Raw genomic sequence first — 17,751 nt, 5'->3', positions numbered from 1 at the left:
TCCGCCGGCTTTAACCTGCCACGCATCGAACAACGACACGATGTAGAGGCACAACAATGGCTGATCTTTCGGGGCGCGTCGCCCTGGTTACCGGCTCCACCAGCGGCATCGGCCTGGCCGTGGCGAGGCGCCTGGCGCGGTCCGGCGCCACCCTGGTCCTCAACGGCCTGGCGGACGCGGCCGCGGCCGACGCGCTGTGCGCCGAATTCCGGGATGTCTACGGCGTGCCCGTGCGCTTCCAGCCCTGCGACCTGCGCAAGCCGGCCGAGATCGAGACCATGATCGCGGAACTGAACGACGCCTATGGCGCGCTGGACATCCTGGTCAACAACGCGGGCATCCAGCACGTCAGCCAGATCGAGGCCTTTCCCGTCGAGAAATGGGACGACATGATCGCGGTCAACCTCTCGGCCGGCTTCCACACCATCCGCACGGCGCTGCCCGCCATGCGCGCGCGCAACTGGGGCCGCATCGTCAACATGGCGTCCATCAGCGGCATGCGCGGGCGGGCGGGAAAGACGGGCTACAACGCCACCAAGCACGGACTCATCGGATTGACGAAATCCGTGGCGCTGGAAACCGCGAAAACCGCCATCACCTGCAACGCCATCTGCCCGGGCTGGGTGCATACGCCGCTGGTGCAGAAGCAGATCGACGCGCTGGCCGAACGCGACGGCCTGGACAACGCCGCCGCCACCGACCGCCTGCTGGGCCTGCGGCAGCCTTCGGGCAAGTTCGTGACCCTGGAGCAGATCGCCGGCCTGTGCGAATTCCTCTGTTCGCCCGACGCCGACGAAGTCCGCGGCGTGGCATGGGCCATGGACGGCGGCACGACCGCGGCCTGAGGCCGGGATAGAGGAGACAACGATGCTGGACCATACTCATGCGCCCGCGGCGGCGAGCTGGGTCGACGGAACCCGCGGCCACCCGGACTTTCCCATCCAGAACCTTCCCATGGGCGTGTTCCGCCACGGCGGCGGAACGCCGCGCGTGGGCGTGGCCATCGGCGACCAGGTGCTGGACACCCGGGCGGCGGTCGAACTGGGCCTGATGGACGGCCTGGATCCGGCCTCGCGCCTGGCGCTGACGGCCGGCGCCCTCAACGACTGGATGGCCCTGCCGCCCGCGGCGCGAACGGCCTTGCGCCATGCCGTGTTCGCCCTGCTGGACGCCGATCATCCCGGGCGGACGCGCCACGCGTCGCTGGCGGGGCAACTGCTGCGCCCGCAGGCGCAGTGCGAACTGCTGCTGCCCGCCGACGTGGGCGACTACACCGACTTCTACGCCGGCATCCACCACGCCACGCAGGTCGGCAGACTGTTCCGGCCGAACAGCCCGCTGATGCCGAACTACAAGCACGTGCCGATCGCCTATCACGGCCGCGCATCGTCCATCCGCCCGTCCGGTTCGCCGGTGCGGCGTCCGACTGGCCAGGTCCGGACCGCAGCCGGCGTGGACGTCCCGGCGCTGCGGCCGTCGGCCCAACTGGACTTCGAACTGGAACTGGCGATCTGGATCGGCCCGGGCAACGCGCTCGGCGCGCCGGTGCCCCTGGCCGCGGCGGCGGATCATGCGGCCGGCTACGGCTTGCTGAACGACTGGTCCGCCCGCGACATCCAGGCCTGGGAATACCAGCCCCTCGGCCCGTTCCAGGGCAAGAACTTCGCCTCGACGGTCTCGCCCTGGGTCGTCACGGCCGACGCGCTGGCGCCGTTCCGCTGCGCGCCCATGGCGCGCGGCGGCGACGATCCGGAACTGCTGCCGTACCTGCGCGACGAGGCCGATGCCGCGGCGGGCGGCCTGTCGATCGCGCTGGAGGCCTGGCTGTCGACGGCGCGCATGCGCGAACTCGCGCTCGGCCCCTGCCGGCTGTCCGCCAGCGACGCGCGCCACCTGTACTGGACGCCCGCGCAGATGGTGGCCCAGCACACGCTGGGCGGCTGCAACCTGCGCCCCGGCGACCTGCTCGGCTCGGGCACCATATCGGCCCCGGACGACAGCGGCCACGGCAGCCTGCTCGAACTCACGCGCGGCGGCACGCGGCCCATCGAACTGCCGTCGGGCGAGACCCGCCTGTTCCTGGAAGCGGGAGACGAGATCGCGCTGACGGCGCACTGCCGCCGCGACGGATTCGCCCGCATCGGTTTCGGCGAAAGCCGCGCCCGCATCATCGACTGACCCCTACAACGGCCTCCGCAAGACCGAAGGCCGCGCACACATAACGGAGACATGAAATGAAGAAGCTATTCGCAGCAGGCATGATGACCCTGGCCGCCACGGCCGGCACGCCCGCGCTGGCCCAGGACTTTCCCAAGCATCCCATCCGCCTGATCATCCCGTACTCGGCGGGCGGCGTCACGGACGTGGTGGGCCGCGCGCTGGCGGAACAGTCCGGCAAGCGGCTCGGGCAGACGGTCGTGGTCGAGAACAAGACCGGCGCGAACGGCACGCTGGGCGCGACGCAGATGCTCAACACCGCGCCCGACGGCTATACCGTGACCATGGTGCCCATCGGCATTTTCCGCATGCCCCACATCACCGGCACGCGCTACGACCCGATCAAGGACCTGACCCACATCTCCATGATCGCCGGCTACAACTACTATGTGGCGGTCAGCGCCGACTCGCCCTGGAAGACGCTGGACGACCTGGTCGCCTACGCCAAGTCCAAGCCCGATGCCCCCTCCTACGGCACGCCGGGCGCCTACAGCAGCCAGCACATCGCGATGGTGCAGTTGGGCGAGGCCGCCGGCGCCAAATGGACGCACGTGCCGTACAAGGGCGACGCCGACGCGCTGTCGGCCATGCTGGGCGGCCACATCCAGGTGCTGGTCGGCGCCAGCACCATCCTGCCCTACGTGGCCTCGGGCAAAGTGCGCATCCTGGCCTCGCTGGGCGACCGCCGCTCGCCCGACCTGCCGGACGTGCCCACCCTGAAGGAATCCGGCTATCCGGTGGTCCACACTTCGCCCTTCGGCATCGCCGGCCCCAAGGGCATGGACCCCGCCGTGATCGCCCGGCTCGACGGCGCGTTCCGCGACACGCTCAAGGACGATGCTTTCCTGGCCTTGCTGCGGCAATCCGGCGTCTCGCCGCAATACATGGATTCCGCGTCCTACACCGAGGCAGCCGAAGCCAGCGCCGACACCGAGCGCGAGGTCATCAAGAAGCTGGGCAACATCATGAACAAGTGATGGCGCGCAGGTTTTCCCGATTTCGCAACACTGTTGCCCGGTTTCTCACACTATTTCACGCCGCCCATCCGGATGTCTCCTTTTGGCGGGCGCCGAAATGCATGATGGCATCCGAAAGCAGGTTGCGCCGGGCGGGCCGAAACGCCGAAAGCCGCCAAAGAAGGCGGCCCCGCCGCTGACGAGCACAGGGAGTCAGTGACGGCCGCCACGCGAAGCGCCCCATCGGGGCGCTTTCGATTTGCCGGCGCGGGCCGCGCAACCTTGCGCGCGCGCGTGCGCCGGGCCCCGCCCGGCAGCCATCGCCCTCACGGCGGATGCTGCCCGCTCAGGCGCTCATGCTAATGATGGAGGCGCCACGGGAGCATGCGCCTGCCGGCATCTCCATTACCCGAATGCAGGCGCGCCGGTCTAGGAGGGAGACACTATGGCCTCAGGCACCCGGTTAGCGGACGTCATCGTCAAGCTACCAGATCGATCGACCTGCCGCGTACAACGCCGCCTGGTCATAAAGCGCAGCGAGACGGCTCCACCAGAGCCCGAATACATCTGCTCGTTGCCCACGGGCGAGCCGGTCACCTGGCTTCGCGACGGGAAGTACCGCCTTCCGGACGGCACCATCGCGGTCGCAGTCGCGCATCGGCGGCCAACAAAATAGCGGTGCCGCAACTTGCCGGCCTGCTTCTCACCCCCTCTCCAGGGCTTGCTAGTCACTTCGATCGGCAGAAACTCAGGATGGCCTCCGCGACAGACCGCGACGCTTCCCGCTGGGGGAAATGCCCCACGCCATCGAGCACCTGCCGCTCGTAGCCGCCGTTGAAGAACGCCTCGCGGCCCTTGGAACTGTCGGGGTGGTTGCAGGTGTCGGCGCCGCCGTGCAACACCAGCGTCGGCACCGACAGCACTGGCGCGGGGTGCAGGCGCGCTTCGTCCCCGGCATAGGCCGGGTCGCCCTCGGCGAAGCCCCAGCGATGCCGGTAAGAATGCAGCACGATCTCGGCCCAGTCTTCGCCCTGGAAGGCCCGCGCGGCTTCGTCAAAATCGGCGTGCGCGTACCAGCCGGCCGGCGCCCAGGTGTCCCACATCATGCGGGCGAAGGCCTCGCGTTCATCGCGCACCACCTGCGCGCCGCGCGGCGTGGCCATGTACCAGTGATACCAGTAGTTGCGCGCCTGCGGCAGCGGGAGCGGCTGGTTGGGGTCGTTGGTGCCGTAGCCCACCGACAGCATCACCAGGTACGAAGCGGCATCCGCCCGCAGGCCGCAGGCATTGGCGGCGGCGCGCGCGCCCCAGTCATGGCCGATCAGCGCGGGTTGCGCCAATCCCAGCACGTCGATGAAATCCAGCAGATCGCGGCCCAGGGCGGACAACTGCCCGCTGCGGGGCGTGGCGGCATCGCGGAACCGCGTCGGCGCAAAGCCACGCAGCGCAGGCGCCAGCACGCGGTAGCCCGCCTCGGCCAGGATGGGAGCCACGGTCTTCCAGCACTCCGGACTATCCGGCCAGCCATGCAGCAGGACGGCGGTTCGCGCGCCATGCGGATTCCATTCCAGATAGGCGATATCGAGCCGTTCGGTCGAGGCGAAGCGATAGTTGTGCATAAGGAAACCTCTCATCGTGAAGATTCTCAAGCGTAGCTGGACGATTCCATTCCATTGTCGAATAATCTTCATTGATTGATGATTTTTCACGTTGAATTCCCGGATGCCTATTTCTCCCCTTGCCGATGGCCCTCCGCTCGACACGGTGCTGCTGCGCACCTTTCTCGAAATCGTGGACAGCGGCAGCTTCGCCACGGCAGCCGAACGGCTGTCGTTGACGCCTTCGGCCGTCAGCGGACACATGCGGCGGCTGGAACAGATCGCGGGTGCCAGCCTGCTGGCGCGCACCACCCGCCGCCTGGAATTGACACAGGCCGGCGGCACCTTGTACGCCTACGGCCGCAACATCCTCGATCTGGAACGCGAAGCCCGCGCCAAGCTGCGCGGTACGCCATTACGCGGACGACTGCGTATTGGCGCCTCGGAAGATTTTGCCGGTGCCTGGCTGCCCCAGGTGCTGCAACGCTTTCGGCAATGGAATCCCGAAGCCACGGTCGAACTGAAGGTCGGCATCACCGCCGATCTGCTGCGCCAGCAGGAACGCGGCCGCCTGGAGCTGGTCTTCGGCAAGCAATGCAGCCGCGTCGACGGCAGCGGCACGTTGTTGTGGGAAGAACCGCTGGTCTGGGCGTTTGCGGCCGACCAGCCCCTGCCGGCCGAACCGCCGCTGCCGCTGGCGGTCTTTCCCGAGCCGTGCGTCTATCGCGAATCGGCAGTCAGGGCGCTGGGCAAGACGGATCGGGTCTGGCGCATCGTCTTTGAAAGCGGCAGCATGGCCGGCTGCCTGTCGGCGGCGCGTGCGGGCTTCGCCATCACGGTCATCGCCGACAGCCAACGCAGTGAAGGCCTGCGCATACTCGACAGCGAGGATGGCTTGCCCGAACTGCCGATGGCGCGCTTCTACGCCTTTGCCAGCGGGGATAATCCGGTCAGCACCGCGCTGATCGAGGCCGCCCGCAGTGCTGGCCAGAGCCGCTTCAGCCAGCGCGGGCTTCGGGATTGATAGACGCTGGGACGGGTGTCATGGGAGTCGGACTGCAAATTCCCTGCTGCACCAAGGCGGCCGAAGCCAGCGCCGACACCGAACGCGAGGTCATCAAGAAGCTCGGCAACCTCATCAACAAGTGATGCCCCGCCCCCGAAAAAAACCGGCGGCGCCCGGCGCAGCCGCCCGCAGCGCCCCGCCCGCCCGATACAATCACGGGCATGAATTCAGCAACGCCCCACTCCGCCGCCGACGCCCTTTCGGGCCACACTCCCATGATGCAGCAATACCTCCGCCTGAAGGCGGAGGCCGGTCCCTTGCTGCTGTTCTACCGCATGGGCGACTTCTATGAAATGTTCTACGAAGACGCGGAACGCGGCGCGCGCCTGCTCAACCTGACGCTGACCAAGCGCGGCTCGTCCAACGGTACGCCCATCCCCATGGCCGGCCTGCCCGTGCACGCCATGGAGCAATACCTGGCCCGCCTGGTCGCCATGGGCGAGTCCATCGCCATCTGCGAGCAGATCGGCGATCCGGCCGCCTCCAAGGGGCCGGTCGAACGCCGCATCGTGCGCATCGTGACGCCCGGCACGCTGACGGACGACGCGCTGCTGCCGGCCAAGGCCGACCGCGCGCTGGCCGCCGTCTTCGTCACCGGCCCGGCGCGCGCGCCGCGCGCCGGCGTGGCCTGGCTGAACCTGGCCAGCGGCGAATTCCGCGTGACCGAATGCGCGCCGCCCCAACTGGAATCGGAACTGCACCGCATCGCGCCGGCCGAGGTCATCTGCGCCGACACCGCCGAATTCGACTTCCCGTTCGAAAGCGCCCGCACGCGCGTGCCCGACTGGCACTTCGAGGCCGACAGCGCGCGCGCCCACCTGCTGGCGCATTTCAAGACCGACACGCTGGCGGGCTTCGACGTCGAGGACATGCCGGCCGGCGTCTGCGCCGCGGGCGCCCTGCTGCGCTACGCCGCCCGCACCCAGGCGCAGGCCCTGGCCCACGTACAGAGCCTGTCGGTGGAACGCCCCGGCCAGTACGTGCTGCTGGACCCGGTCACCCGCCGCAACCTGGAACTGACGCAGACGCTGTCCGGCGAAGATTCGCCCACGCTGTTCTCGCTGCTGGACGGTTGCCGCACGCCCATGGGCAGCCGCCTGCTGCGCCGCTGGCTGCACCATCCGCTGCGCGAGAACGAACAGGCGCAGGCGCGCCAGCACGCCATCTCGGCGCTGCTGGCCGGCCGCATGGACGTGGAGCAGACCTTTGGATCGGCCGGCCTGCTGGAATCCCTGCGCGGCGCGCTCAACGCCTTCCCCGACATCGAACGCATCGCCACGCGCCTGGCGCTGCACTCGGTCCGCCCGCGCGAACTCGCCAGCCTGCGCGACGCGCTCCAGGCCCTGCCCGCGCTGCGCGAGCAGGTCGAGCCGATGGCGGATTCGCCTCGGCTGGGCGAACTGGTGTCGCACCTGTCGGTGGACCCCGCGCTGGCCGCCCTGCTGGTGCGCGCCATCGCGGCCGAGCCCGCGGTCGCCATCCGCGACGGCGGCGTGCTGGCCCCGGGATTCGACTCGGAGCTGGACGAGCTGCGCGCGCTCGCGGCCGACGGCGGCGACTTCCTGGTGCAACTGGAAGCCCGCGAACGCGAACGCACCGGCATCAACAACCTGCGCGTGGAATTCAACCGCGTGCACGGCTTCTACATCGAAGTCACCAAGGGCCAGACGGCCAAGGTGCCGGAAGACTACCGCCGCCGCCAGACGCTGAAGAACGCCGAACGCTACATCACGCCTGAACTGAAGACCTGGGAAGACAAGGTGCTGTCCGCCCAGGACCGCTCGCTGGCCCGCGAAAAATGGCTGTTCGAGCAATTGCTGGACGTGCTGGCCGAGCACGTGCGCCCGCTGTCGGACTGCGCCGCCGCGCTCGCCGAGCTGGACGCGCTGGCCGCGCTGGCCGAACATGCGCGCCGCCACGACTGGATCGCGCCCGAGCTGTCGGAGCAGGCCGACATCGACATCGAGGCCGGCCGCCATCCCGTGGTGGAACACGCGATCGAACGCTTCACGCCCAACGGCTGCCGGCTGGAGCCCGCCCGCCGCATGCTGCTGATCACCGGCCCGAACATGGGCGGTAAATCGACCTACATGCGGCAGGTGGCGCTCATCGTGCTGCTGGCGCGCATCGGCAGTTTCGTGCCCGCGGCGCGCGCGCGCATCGGCAAGATCGACCGCATCTTCACGCGCATCGGCGCGGCCGACGATCTGGCCGGCGGGCGCTCGACGTTCATGATGGAAATGACCGAGGCGGCCGCCATCCTGTCGGCCAGCACGCCCAACAGCCTGGTGCTGATGGACGAGATCGGCCGCGGCACCTCGACCTACGACGGCCTGGCGCTGGCCTGGGCCATCGCCTGCCGCCTGCTGGCGCACAACCGCGCGCTGACGCTGTTCGCGACGCATTACTTCGAACTGACCCGCCTGCCCGCCGAACAGCCGGCCGCCGCCAACGTGCACCTGGCCGCCGCGGAATCCGCGGGCGGCATCGTCTTCCTGCACGAAGTGCGCGAAGGCCCCGCCAGCCGCAGCTATGGGATCCAGGTGGCGCAGCGCGCCGGCGTTCCAGCCGCCGTGATCCGCCAGGCCTCCCGCGAACTGGAACGCCTGGAAGCCCAGGGCGCGCCCACCCCGCAGCTCGGCCTGTTCTCGGCCGCGGCCGAGGCCGACGCCCAGGCGGATGCCGCGGCCGAACGCTCCGACGCCTTCGAGGCCCTGGACGCCCTGCGCGACGAACTCGCCGCCATCGACCCCGACAGCCTCACCCCGCGCGAAGCGCTGGACGCCCTTTACCGCCTGAAGAAGCACCTCCAATGAACCTCGACCGCCCCTTGACGCTTCTGGGCAATCAAAGCCCCAACGACTTCATGCGCCGCTATTGGCAGCGCAAGCCGCTGCTGATCCGTCAGGCCATCCCCGCCTTCAAGCCGCCCGTCACCATCGCCGCCATCAAGAAGCTCGCGCGCCGCGACGACGTGGAGTCGCGCCTCATCTGGCGCGAGAACGGCGAATGGCAGATGGAAAACGGCCCCTTCGCGCGCCTGCCCAAGGACAACGAGGGCGACTGGACTCTGCTGGTGCAAAGCGTGGACCTCCACAGCGACGCCGCGTCCGAACTGATGCAGTTGTTCCGCTTCATTCCGGACGCCCGCCTGGACGACGTGATGATCAGCGTCGCCAGCCATGGCGGCGGCGTGGGCCCGCATTTCGACAGCTACGACGTGTTCCTGCTGCAGGCGGCGGGCGAGCGCGAATGGCGCTACGGCCGCCAGAAGGACCTGTCCCTGGAGCCCGGCCTGCCGCTGAAGATACTGAGCCGCTTCGAGCCCGAGGAAACGGCCGTGCTGGCCCCCGGCGACATGCTCTACCTGCCGCCCCAGGCCGCCCATGACGGCGTGGCGGTGGGCGACGGCTGCATGACCATCTCCATCGGTTTCCGCGCCCCCACGCAGGCGACGCTGGCGCGCGGCCTGCTGGAAGCGGCCGCCGACCAGGTCATGGCGCGCGTCGGCCTGCTGGGCGGCCCCTACGGCGAACCCGCCCTGCCCGGCCTCAGGCTGTCCGCGGTCTACCGGGACCCGGGCCAGCCCGCCGTCGACACCCCGGCCGCGCTGCCCGACGGGCTGGTCGCCGCCACACTGGAAACCGTGGAAAAACTGCGCTTCGACGATGCGCTCGCCTCGCGTTTCCTGGGCTGCTGGCTGACCGAGCCCAGCAACCTCAGCGTGTTCGACGCGCCCGAAGGCCTGGACGTGGATCTGGAAGAGGATTGGCCCTCGTCGGGCAGGCTGGTGCTGGACCGCCGCAGCCGCATGCTGTATCGGGGCAAGCAGCTCTTCATCAATGGCGAGACGGCAATGGTGCCGGCGGACGCCGCCTTGCGCGCGCTTGCCGATGCGCGCAGCCTGGACTGCGCCCACCCGTCCTGCGCCCGCCTGTCCGACGAGGCGCGCTCCTGCCTGGCGGACTGGCTGGATTCGGGCTGGATCCGCTACGTGGCGGCGTAGTATCTGGAAACGGGTACGTATCCGTCTTGCACAGAACGAAATCAGGTCTATTCGACGCGTCACATCAAGAAAGACATAACACGAAGCTGAAAGGTTTGTTGCCGTTGGGAAGCCACCTTTTTAACTTTCACACGGGATCGGCCTGCGTGTTCCTGTAGCCTGGATTCTGGTTTCCCCTAACGGGGTTTCAAGAGTCGTCATCTACAGGAGTCTAAAAATGATGAGCAAAACCTTGATTATTGCCTCGGTGCTGGCCGTCGCGCTCAGCGCCTGCAACAAGAAGGAAGATGCCCCGGCGCCCGCGACCAACCCCGCTCCGGGCGCCAGCACGCCTGCCCCCGCCACGCCTCCGGCCACTTCGCCGGCTCCGGCTCCGGCCCCCACGCCCGACACCACGCCGGGCGGCGGTTCGACCACCCCGGGTGGATCGACCACGCCCGCGTCCTGATCCCCTCAGCGACGAACCCCCGCTCGGAGAGGAAGCAGAAAGGCCCCGGCAGTCGGACTGCCGGGGCCTTTTTGCTTTTTGTCTTGGGGCAACAATAAGAAAAAAGGCCCCGCTAGGGGGCCTTCTTCATGCGGCCGGCGCCGCGGCGCCGGGCTGCTTGCCTTACATCTTGTCCTTCAGCACGCTCAGCAGGCGCTGGGCGGTGGCGCTGTTGTCGCGCGCGCCGTTGGCGTCCAGCACGGTCACTTCCGTCTGGTCGCCGGTGGAGGCCAGATGGATGCGGTACTGCGGCGCCTCGGCCTTCTTGTCGCCCGAGAACATGCGGCTGAAGAAGCCCGGCTGTTCGATCTTCTCGCCCGTGTCGGTATCGACGTAGCGGACGAAGTAGTCGCCGGCGGAACGGTCGCGGTCGTCCACGGCGAAACCGCCGCCGTCCAGCGCCACGCCGACACGGCGCCATGCGCGGTCGAACGATTCGCCGACGATGAGCGACGTGCCCTGCGCGCGGACGTCCTGCTGCAGCGCGGGCTTCTGCGGCGCGGCTTCGGCCTGCTGCACCAGCTTGCGGGCGTTGTCGACGTCGGAACCCAGGTAGACCATCATGCGGGCGAGCATGGCGGCGTTCAGGCCCGGATCTTCCTTGCCGTTCTGCCATTGCACCTGGCCGCCGTCGGCGCCAACGCGCTTTTCAAGCATCTGGCGATGGCTGACGTAGACCTCGGTGTGGCCGTTGACGCGTTCGACGCGCGTGCGGAATTTCTCGCGCTCGCCGCTATCCCAGGCCGATTCCAGGATCATGCCCAGGGCCTGGCGCAGCCAGCTTTCCGGGATCTTGGCGCGGTTTTCCGCCCAATCGGTCTCGATCAGGCCCGCGCTCGGGTTGTTGCTGGCCACGGTAAAGCCGTTTTCGGTCCAGAAGTCGATCAGGCGCGGGAACACGTCCTCGGGAGCACGGTCCACGACGAGCCAGCGCAGATCGCCGTCGCGCTCGACCCGCATGTCCGTGCGGGCAGGCAGCACGTTGCTGGTCTTGGGCGCGCTGGCTTGCGCCTCGCCTTGCTGCTGGAACTGCGAATACGTCGTCGAGCCCGAGGCGGGCGCGCGATAACGCGGATCGCTGTTGGCCTGGGTCAGGTCGGGCGGAATGCTCAGGGGCTCCCCGCGCTGCGTGACGGCGCTTTTGTAATTGACGGACTCTTCATTGCCCAGGAGTTGATTGACCTCGCTGCAACCGGCCAACAACACCAGAGACATCAATGCCGACAGACCGGCATGACGCTTGTTCATACGTATCCTCACGATATTTAGAGCAGACCCGCATCCTGGAGCGCGGCGCGCACCGTCGCATGGTGCTGCGCCCCCAGTTCAACCAGCGGCAGCCGGTAGCCGAGTGCACTGCGGCCCAATTCGGCCAACGCCCACTTGACGGGGATGGGATTGGCTTCAACGAACAAAGCCTTGTTCAGACGCGCCAAGCGTGCATTAAGTTCACGCACCTTGGGCACATTGCCGTCCAGGGCGGCGGCACAGAGGTCACGCATGAGCTTCGGCGCCACGTTGGCCGTGACGGAGATATTGCCGCGCGCGCCCAGCAGGATCAGGGCGGGAGCGGTGGGATCGTCGCCGCTGAAGACCTGGAAGCCGGCGGGCGCCTCGCGCAGCAGGAGGCCGCCGCGCGCGATGTCGCCGGTGGCGTCCTTGATGCCGATGATGCCCGGCACCTGCGCCAGGCGCAGGACCGTGTCGTTGCTCATGTCGGCGACGGTGCGGCCCGGCACGTTGTACAGGATGGTGGGCAGGTCGACCGCTTCCGCGACGGCGCGGAAATGGCGGTACAGGCCTTCCTGCGAAGGCTTGTTGTAATAGGGAACGACCGACAGGCCGGCCTGCGCGCCCACGGCCTTGGCGTGGCGCGTCAGGTGGATGGCTTCGTCGGTGGAGTTGGCGCCCACCCCGGCGATGACCGGGATGCGGCCCGCCGCGTGCTCGACGGCGACGCGGATCAGTTCCGCGTGTTCTTCCATGGAGACCGTGGGCGATTCCCCGGTGGTGCCCACCACCACCAGCGCGTCGGTTCCTTCCTGGACGTGCCAGTCGATCAACGCCCGGTAGGCAGCGTAGTCGAGGCTGCCGTCGGGCTGCATTGGGGTGACCAGGGCCACCATGCTGCCCTGGAAATTAACGCCTGCGGCGGTTGCAGGGGATGCCATAAATGTGGGGCTCCACGGCCCCGCGGCAGGATGCCCCAAGGCCAGAATCAGTGAAACCGCTGAGTTTAACGGATATTGGCCAAAATCTTATAGAAACCACTGAACGATTGTCGTTCCCAACCCGAGCACCGGCCGCATCAAAAGCCAGAGCACGTCCGTCACCAGCAGGATGACGACGATCACCAGGCCGTACGGTTCGAGTTTCGAGTACTGCCAGGCCAGCCGGTTGGGCAGCAGGCTGAACAGAATGCGTCCCCCATCCAGTGGCGGGATGGGCAGCAGGTTCAGCGCCATCAATACCAGGTTGACGTTCACGCCGGCCACGGCCATCTCGAACCAGAACGATTCCTGCAGGCCCGATTCCAGGAAGAGGCGCAGGGAAAACGCCCACAGGATCGCCATCAGCAGATTGGCCGCGGGGCCGGCCAGCGCGACCCAGAGCATGTCCTGCTTGGGACGGCGCAAGCGGCCGAAGTCCACCGGCACCGGCTTGGCCCAGCCGAACAGCATGCCCGGGCTGCCCAGCAGCTTGGACGCCAGCAGGATCGCCACCGGCACCAGCAGCGTGCCGATGGGATCGATGTGCCGCGCGGGATTCAGGCTGATGCGGCCGGCCTGGTGGGCCGTGGGATCGCCGAACATGCGCGCGACGAAACCGTGCGCGGCCTCGTGCAAGGTGATGGCGAAAATAACCGGTATCGCGTAGACCGCAATGGTTTGGATGATGTCATTCATGGCGAACCGGATTGTAGATGAGCCGCGAGCCGGCGAGAGCCGGCCCGCAAGCGCGCGCGGCCGGCACGCTCAGGCAAGGCCCAGCGTCGCCGGGTCGCCGCGCCCGACGCGCACCACCACCGGATCGTCGCCGGTGAGGTCGATCACGGTGGTCGGCGATTGCGGGCAGGCGCCCGCGTCGATGATGGCCGCCAGGGAATGTTCGTAGCGTTCGCGGATGTCTTCCGCGTCGTTCAGCGCCTCGGACTCGTCCTTGGGGATGAGCGTGGTGGACAGCAAGGGCGCCCCCACCTGCTCCAGCAGGCCCAGCATGACGGGATGGTCGGGCACCCGGATGCCGATGGTCTTGCGCGAAGGATGCGACACGCGCCGCGGCACTTCCTTGGTGGCTTCCAGGATGAAGGTCCAGGGGCCGGGCGTCGCGGCCTTCAGCAGGCGGTACTGGCGGTTGTCCACGCGCGCGAAGTGGCCGATTTCGGCCAGGTCGCGGCACAGCAGCGTGAGATGGTGGCGTTCGTCCAGGCCCCGCAGCCGGCGCAACCCGTCGGCGGCGTCCTTGTCGTCCAGGCGGGCGACGACCGCGTAGCTGGAGTCGGTGGGAACGGCCACCAGGCCACCGTCGGTGAGCCATTGGGCCGCCTGCTTGAGCAGGCGAGGTTGCGGATTCGCGGGGTGAATGGAGAAATACAGAGCCATGGGTTTATCCTAACACTCTTGAAGGCCGCTCAGTAAAGCGCGGCGATGCAAAATGGCGGGAACGCCGACCCGCCCGGAGAAACGGAATGCGCCTAGATAACTCGCGCGAAAGCGACAACGTGGAAGACCGCCGTGCCAGTGGCCCGCGGATCGGCGGACGCGGCACCATCGGCATCGGTACGATAGTACTGGCCTTGGTCGCCATGTACTTCGGCGTGGACCCCAGCGTAGTCCTGCAAATGGCCGAAGGCCCCCCGATGCAGCAGGAGGCGCCGGCCTCGCGCCCGCCCGCCAACGATCCCCAGGCCATCTTCGTATCGAAGGTGCTGGGCGAAACCGAAGACACCTGGAGCGCCATTTTCCAGAAAGACCTGAACCGCCAGTACGTGGCGCCCAAGCTGGTGCTGTTCCGCGGCGCCACCCCCACGGCCTGCGGCACAGGCCAGTCGGCGATGGGGCCGTTCTACTGCCCGGGCGACAGCAAGGTATACATCGACCTGTCCTTCTTCGATGAATTGCAGAACCGCTTCAAGGCGCCGGGCGATTTCGCCCAGGCCTATGTGATCGCGCACGAGGTCGGACATCACGTCCAGCACCTGCTCGGCATCTCGGACCAGGTGGACAACCTGCGCCGGCGCAATCCCTCGCAGGCCAATGCGCTGTCGGTGCGCATGGAACTGCAGGCGGACTGCTTCGCTGGCCTGTGGGCGCAGCGCGCCGACGCGGCGCGCAACATTCTCGAAGGCGGCGACGTCGAAGAGGCCCTGGGGGCCGCCACCGCGATCGGCGACGACCGCCTGCAGAAGCAGAGCCAGGGCTACGTGGTTCCCGACGCGTTCACGCACGGTTCGTCGGCCCAGCGGGTGCGCTGGTTCAAGCGCGGCCTGGAAAGCGGCAGCATCAAGCAATGCGACACGTTCTCGGCCAGTTCCCTGTAGGCCCGCGCCGGCCCTCCGGGCCTGTATATCCATACAGCCCGCGGGGCCGCGGCGTCTTCATCTTGTAAGATTACGCCCCCTCGCCGTGTTGCGTGCGTTTCCCCGCCGCCGGTCGAGCGGCGCGGCACGCGCCAGGCGCCATCCGCCGGCGCGCGCAATTCCCAGACCCTAGATCAGTTCCATGGCCAAGAAGTTCGAACCGTTAATCACCGTCGATGAGGTGCAAGAGATCCTTGCCGAACCCAAGGAAACCGTAAAACCGATCGCCTGGATTCCGAAGCCCGCCTCCTCCGATCTCCAATGGATGGAATTCGCGAGCCCGTGCCGGATCAAGGGGGAAGTGCGCGAAGACGTGATCTTCCGCGCGGCGTATCGCAGCGCCCGCACCGCGGTGCACGGCCAGGCCACCATTTTCCTGGCCGAGGCCTTTTGCGCCAGCCTCTTCGTGGGCCCGCACCGCGTGTACGGCGTGGACACCGACGACTCCTTCCACACCAGCCTGGTGGGCGAAGGCCGGCCGCAATTCCGCAAGCCGCTTGCGGACCGCAGCCATGAACACATCTGGGTGGACGACGGCGAAGGCTATGCCGAGCCCGTGGCGCCCGCCCTGCACACCATCGGCGCGCTGATGCAGTATTTCCTGCCGCGGGCGAACCTGACGCTGACCGGCGGTTTCGCGCATCCCCTCAAAGGCCGCCAAATCGAACTGATTCTATGAGCAATTTTCTGGAAGCGTCCGGCTGGACTGTCCTGCCGGCCGGCGAGCACGCCATCCGCGCCGTATCGCCCATGACGCTGGGCCTGGACGGGCAGCATGCGGCGTTCTTCATCGCCCATCCCGACGACGCGTCTTTCTACCTGACCGACGCCTGTGAGACCGCGATGCACGCGTCCAGCTACGGTATCGACCTGCCGGCCAAGCGCATCGATCTGCTGAACGAAACGCCGGGCGTCAGCCTGGCGCACTTCGACCGCACGGGCGCCATCGTCGCGTCCGGGCCGAATGAACAGTTGCAGGAAGCCCTGTGGGACGCCGTGAAGCTGGCGATGGCGCTGTCGTTCCAGTGCGCCAAGTGGATGCCCCGGTTCAGCCAGCTACGCTTTCGCGCGCAAGTGGGCCGCGCGCTGGCGGAAGGCGTGGGCGTGAACCGCGTGGTCAAGGGCGCTCGCGCCAAGGGCAGCAGCGGCCACAGGGCGGACTTCGCGTTCGCGGTGCGCGCGTCCGGCAGCACGGCGCTGACGTATATCGAGCCGATTTCCTTGAAGGCCGGCAAGAAGATGGACTGGACGCAGGTCTACCAGACCCACGGCAAGATGTCAGACGTGAAGATGGCCGACGCGCGCAATTCGCGCATGGTCATCCTGGAAGACGGCGCCTCGGCCGACGAATTCAAGAAAGCGGTGACCATACTCGAACAATCGGCCACTGTGCATACGCTGGCCAAGACGCGCGACTGGCGCGAGGTCTTTTCCGGCTAGGAGTCAGGAAGACATGTTGGTCAGGCCGTCGACGATTTCGCGGCCATGCAGGATGGCCGCATGCACCGCTTCGCGTGGACTGAAGACGAAGCCGCCCTCGGCAAAGCACGGAACCGGGTATTCGTCGCCGCCTTCGAGCACGGCGCCTGCCTGGACCACCATCACCGACGCAATGAATACGGGGCCGCTGGGAGGCGCTTCAATCTCGGCGCCGGCGCCCCGGGACACTTTGGCCGTAAGCCGGTATCCCTTGTAGATCAAGTTGTTCTGATGCACTTCGGATGCCCTCTTTCTACGGTCCAGCATACCTCGGCTGTTCATGACAGTCCGGATATGTTTTGTAACTCAGGCAGAAACTAGAAACATTGTTGCATCGCAAGACTTGCGTCCCCGTTTCTCAACCGAGGCAGGCCGGAAACGCGCATCGCGCGCGCGGCCAAGCCTGACGCGGCCTGCGCGCGAACGGGAACGCTCAGGCCGCGCGCTCCGGCGTCGATTCATCGGGATTACCCTAGCGCTGTTGCGTATCCACACTTTCAGACGGATTCATATCCGTCGCCCGCATGTAGTCCGCCAGCGCCCAGCCCCAGCGGTAGACCGCCGTGGCGAGACTATGCGGCGACATGCTTGCGCCCCCGCGGCCACGCCGCTTCAAACCCGGCGGGCTGAGCCTCGGCCTTGCCGAAGAAAGCAGGAAACTGCCGTTCGCCCTTTTTCGTGACGCCCAGCGCGCGCGAATCCAGGTCCTTGGCGACCCAGCCCCGCCGCAGCAACGCGTCCAGCAAGGCCGCGCCCAGCGCGCCGCCCAGGTGCGAACGGCGTTCGCTCCAGTCCAGGCAGGCGCAGGCGAAGCGCCGCCGGCGCTGCCGCGCCAGCGCGACGTCCACGCCCACCTGCGCCAATGCGGCCTCGCCCAGGGGAGTCAGCGCGTAATCGCGCCCATCGTCCTCCAGCCAGCGGCGGGCCAGCATCGCGTCGTGGATGCGCACGGCCAGCGTGCCCGCCATGTGGTCATAGCAGGTGCGCGCCTCGCGCAGCGCGGAAGGCGTAGTGGGCTTGAACGGCGTGCGCTCGGCGCCGGCCACCACCAGCAGGGCCTCCAGCGCATGCCCGACCTCGCCGTTGGCGAGCCGGTAATAGCGGTGCTTGCCCTGCACGGCCACTTCCACCAGCCCCTGCTCGCGCAAGCGCTGGAAATGGCTGCTGGCCGTGGAAGCGCCGATGTCCGCCACCGCCGCCAGTTCCGTGGCCGTCCGGGCACGGCCGTCCAGCAGCACGCACAGCATGCGCGCGCGCGCCGGGTCGGCGATGGCGCCCGCCACCGCGGAAAGATTGATGTCGGCGAACGTGGATTCCATGATTCGCTCCAGGCCAAAGTGTTGTGTGCAGAGTCAAGCATACT

Annotated in this window: 17 protein-coding genes; 10 read left to right on the top strand and 7 right to left on the bottom strand. The window is 67.8% G+C overall.

Annotation, left to right across the window (positions count from 1 at the left end; genetic code table 11):
- Positions 1 to 56: 56 nt before the first annotated feature.
- Genes AVE30378_RS24865 through AVE30378_RS24855 form a run of 3 tightly spaced genes read left to right on the top strand, consistent with a single transcriptional unit; the run spans position 57 to position 3,194 of the window.
- Positions 57 to 845: a 3-hydroxybutyrate dehydrogenase gene (locus AVE30378_RS24865; protein ID WP_129244609.1), complete on the top strand. Its 789-nt coding sequence runs from the start codon at positions 57 to 59 to the stop codon at positions 843 to 845.
- A 22-nt stretch (positions 846 to 867) separates the two neighbouring features.
- Positions 868 to 2,178, top strand: a complete 1,311-nt coding sequence (gene fahA / locus AVE30378_RS24860) for a fumarylacetoacetase (RefSeq protein WP_129244607.1) — start codon at positions 868 to 870, stop codon at positions 2,176 to 2,178.
- Positions 2,179 to 2,234: 56 nt separating this feature from the next.
- On the top strand, positions 2,235 to 3,194 hold the full coding sequence (locus tag AVE30378_RS24855; RefSeq protein ID WP_129244605.1) for a Bug family tripartite tricarboxylate transporter substrate binding protein: 960 nt from the start codon (positions 2,235 to 2,237) through the stop codon (positions 3,192 to 3,194).
- A gap of 707 nt (positions 3,195 to 3,901) precedes the next feature.
- Here AVE30378_RS24855 and AVE30378_RS24850 read toward each other — a convergent pair.
- The gene (locus AVE30378_RS24850) at positions 3,902 to 4,792 is read right to left on the bottom strand and encodes an alpha/beta fold hydrolase (RefSeq protein WP_129244603.1); all 891 of its coding nucleotides are present in this window, start codon (positions 4,790 to 4,792) and stop codon (positions 3,902 to 3,904) included.
- Positions 4,793 to 4,895: 103 nt separating this feature from the next.
- Between AVE30378_RS24850 and AVE30378_RS24845 the strand changes: the two genes are divergently transcribed.
- From AVE30378_RS24845 to AVE30378_RS24830, 4 genes are all read left to right on the top strand, one after another.
- Positions 4,896 to 5,795 (top strand): LysR substrate-binding domain-containing protein, encoded by a 900-nt coding sequence (locus AVE30378_RS24845; RefSeq protein ID WP_129244601.1) that lies wholly within the window; start codon positions 4,896 to 4,898, stop codon positions 5,793 to 5,795.
- Positions 5,796 to 5,998: 203 nt separating this feature from the next.
- On the top strand, positions 5,999 to 8,653 hold the full coding sequence (mutS, locus tag AVE30378_RS24840; protein WP_244235138.1) for a DNA mismatch repair protein MutS: 2,655 nt from the start codon (positions 5,999 to 6,001) through the stop codon (positions 8,651 to 8,653).
- Positions 8,650 to 9,843: a cupin domain-containing protein gene (locus tag AVE30378_RS24835; RefSeq protein ID WP_129244599.1), complete on the top strand. Its 1,194-nt coding sequence runs from the start codon at positions 8,650 to 8,652 to the stop codon at positions 9,841 to 9,843. Before mutS ends, AVE30378_RS24835 begins: the two co-directional genes overlap by 4 nt.
- A 217-nt stretch (positions 9,844 to 10,060) precedes the next feature.
- Complete coding sequence (locus tag AVE30378_RS24830; RefSeq protein ID WP_129244597.1) at positions 10,061 to 10,291, top strand: endopeptidase; 231 nt, start codon at positions 10,061 to 10,063, stop codon at positions 10,289 to 10,291.
- Between the two features lie 162 nt (positions 10,292 to 10,453).
- Here the strand turns inward: AVE30378_RS24830 and bamC are convergent, their stop codons facing one another.
- The 4 genes from bamC to AVE30378_RS24810 all read right to left on the bottom strand — a co-directional run bounded on the left by bamC (position 10,454) and on the right by AVE30378_RS24810 (position 13,932).
- Complete coding sequence (gene bamC / locus AVE30378_RS24825) at positions 10,454 to 11,578, bottom strand: outer membrane protein assembly factor BamC (protein WP_129244595.1); 1,125 nt, start codon at positions 11,576 to 11,578, stop codon at positions 10,454 to 10,456.
- A 17-nt stretch (positions 11,579 to 11,595) separates the two neighbouring features.
- Positions 11,596 to 12,501, bottom strand: coding sequence for a 4-hydroxy-tetrahydrodipicolinate synthase (gene dapA, locus AVE30378_RS24820; protein WP_129244593.1), 906 nt, complete (start codon positions 12,499 to 12,501; stop codon positions 11,596 to 11,598).
- An 87-nt stretch (positions 12,502 to 12,588) separates the two neighbouring features.
- Entirely contained in the window at positions 12,589 to 13,236 is a 648-nt protein-coding gene (locus tag AVE30378_RS24815; RefSeq protein ID WP_129244591.1) for a site-2 protease family protein, read from the bottom strand.
- Positions 13,237 to 13,305: 69 nt separating this feature from the next.
- On the bottom strand, positions 13,306 to 13,932 hold the full coding sequence (locus tag AVE30378_RS24810) for an L-threonylcarbamoyladenylate synthase (protein ID WP_129244589.1): 627 nt from the start codon (positions 13,930 to 13,932) through the stop codon (positions 13,306 to 13,308).
- A gap of 86 nt (positions 13,933 to 14,018) precedes the next feature.
- Here AVE30378_RS24810 and ypfJ point away from each other — a divergent pair, with 86 nt between their 5' ends.
- The 3 genes from ypfJ (at position 14,019) to AVE30378_RS24795 (ending at position 16,349) form a co-directional block, all read left to right on the top strand.
- The gene (gene ypfJ / locus AVE30378_RS24805) at positions 14,019 to 14,870 is read left to right on the top strand and encodes a KPN_02809 family neutral zinc metallopeptidase (protein WP_129244587.1); all 852 of its coding nucleotides are present in this window, start codon (positions 14,019 to 14,021) and stop codon (positions 14,868 to 14,870) included.
- 181 nt (positions 14,871 to 15,051) lie between these two features.
- Positions 15,052 to 15,588 carry a hypothetical protein gene (locus AVE30378_RS24800; protein WP_129244586.1) on the top strand — a complete coding sequence of 179 codons (537 nt, stop codon included), beginning with the start codon at positions 15,052 to 15,054 and terminating at the stop codon, positions 15,586 to 15,588.
- A complete protein-coding gene (locus tag AVE30378_RS24795) occupies positions 15,585 to 16,349 on the top strand; it encodes a DUF1828 domain-containing protein (protein ID WP_129244585.1) in 765 nt (254 codons plus the stop codon). The genes AVE30378_RS24800 and AVE30378_RS24795 overlap by 4 nt, the downstream gene beginning before the upstream one ends.
- Positions 16,350 to 16,352: 3 nt before the next feature.
- On the opposite strand, the gene AVE30378_RS24790 is transcribed toward AVE30378_RS24795, so the two are convergent.
- Together AVE30378_RS24790 and AVE30378_RS24785 are read right to left on the bottom strand one after the other, a co-directional pair.
- On the bottom strand, positions 16,353 to 16,625 hold the full coding sequence (locus tag AVE30378_RS24790) for a hypothetical protein (RefSeq protein ID WP_129244584.1): 273 nt from the start codon (positions 16,623 to 16,625) through the stop codon (positions 16,353 to 16,355).
- Positions 16,626 to 16,960: 335 nt separating this feature from the next.
- Complete coding sequence (locus AVE30378_RS24785) at positions 16,961 to 17,707, bottom strand: ArsR/SmtB family transcription factor (RefSeq protein ID WP_129244582.1); 747 nt, start codon at positions 17,705 to 17,707, stop codon at positions 16,961 to 16,963.
- Between the last annotated feature and the right edge of the window lie 44 nt (positions 17,708 to 17,751).

Origin of the sequence: Achromobacter veterisilvae, assembly GCF_900496975.1 — a bacterium.
GTDB lineage: Bacteria > Pseudomonadota > Gammaproteobacteria > Burkholderiales > Burkholderiaceae_B > Achromobacter > Achromobacter veterisilvae.
The sequence above is the reverse complement of the archived record's forward strand: the minus strand, read 5'-3'. Positions and strand labels throughout refer to the sequence as shown.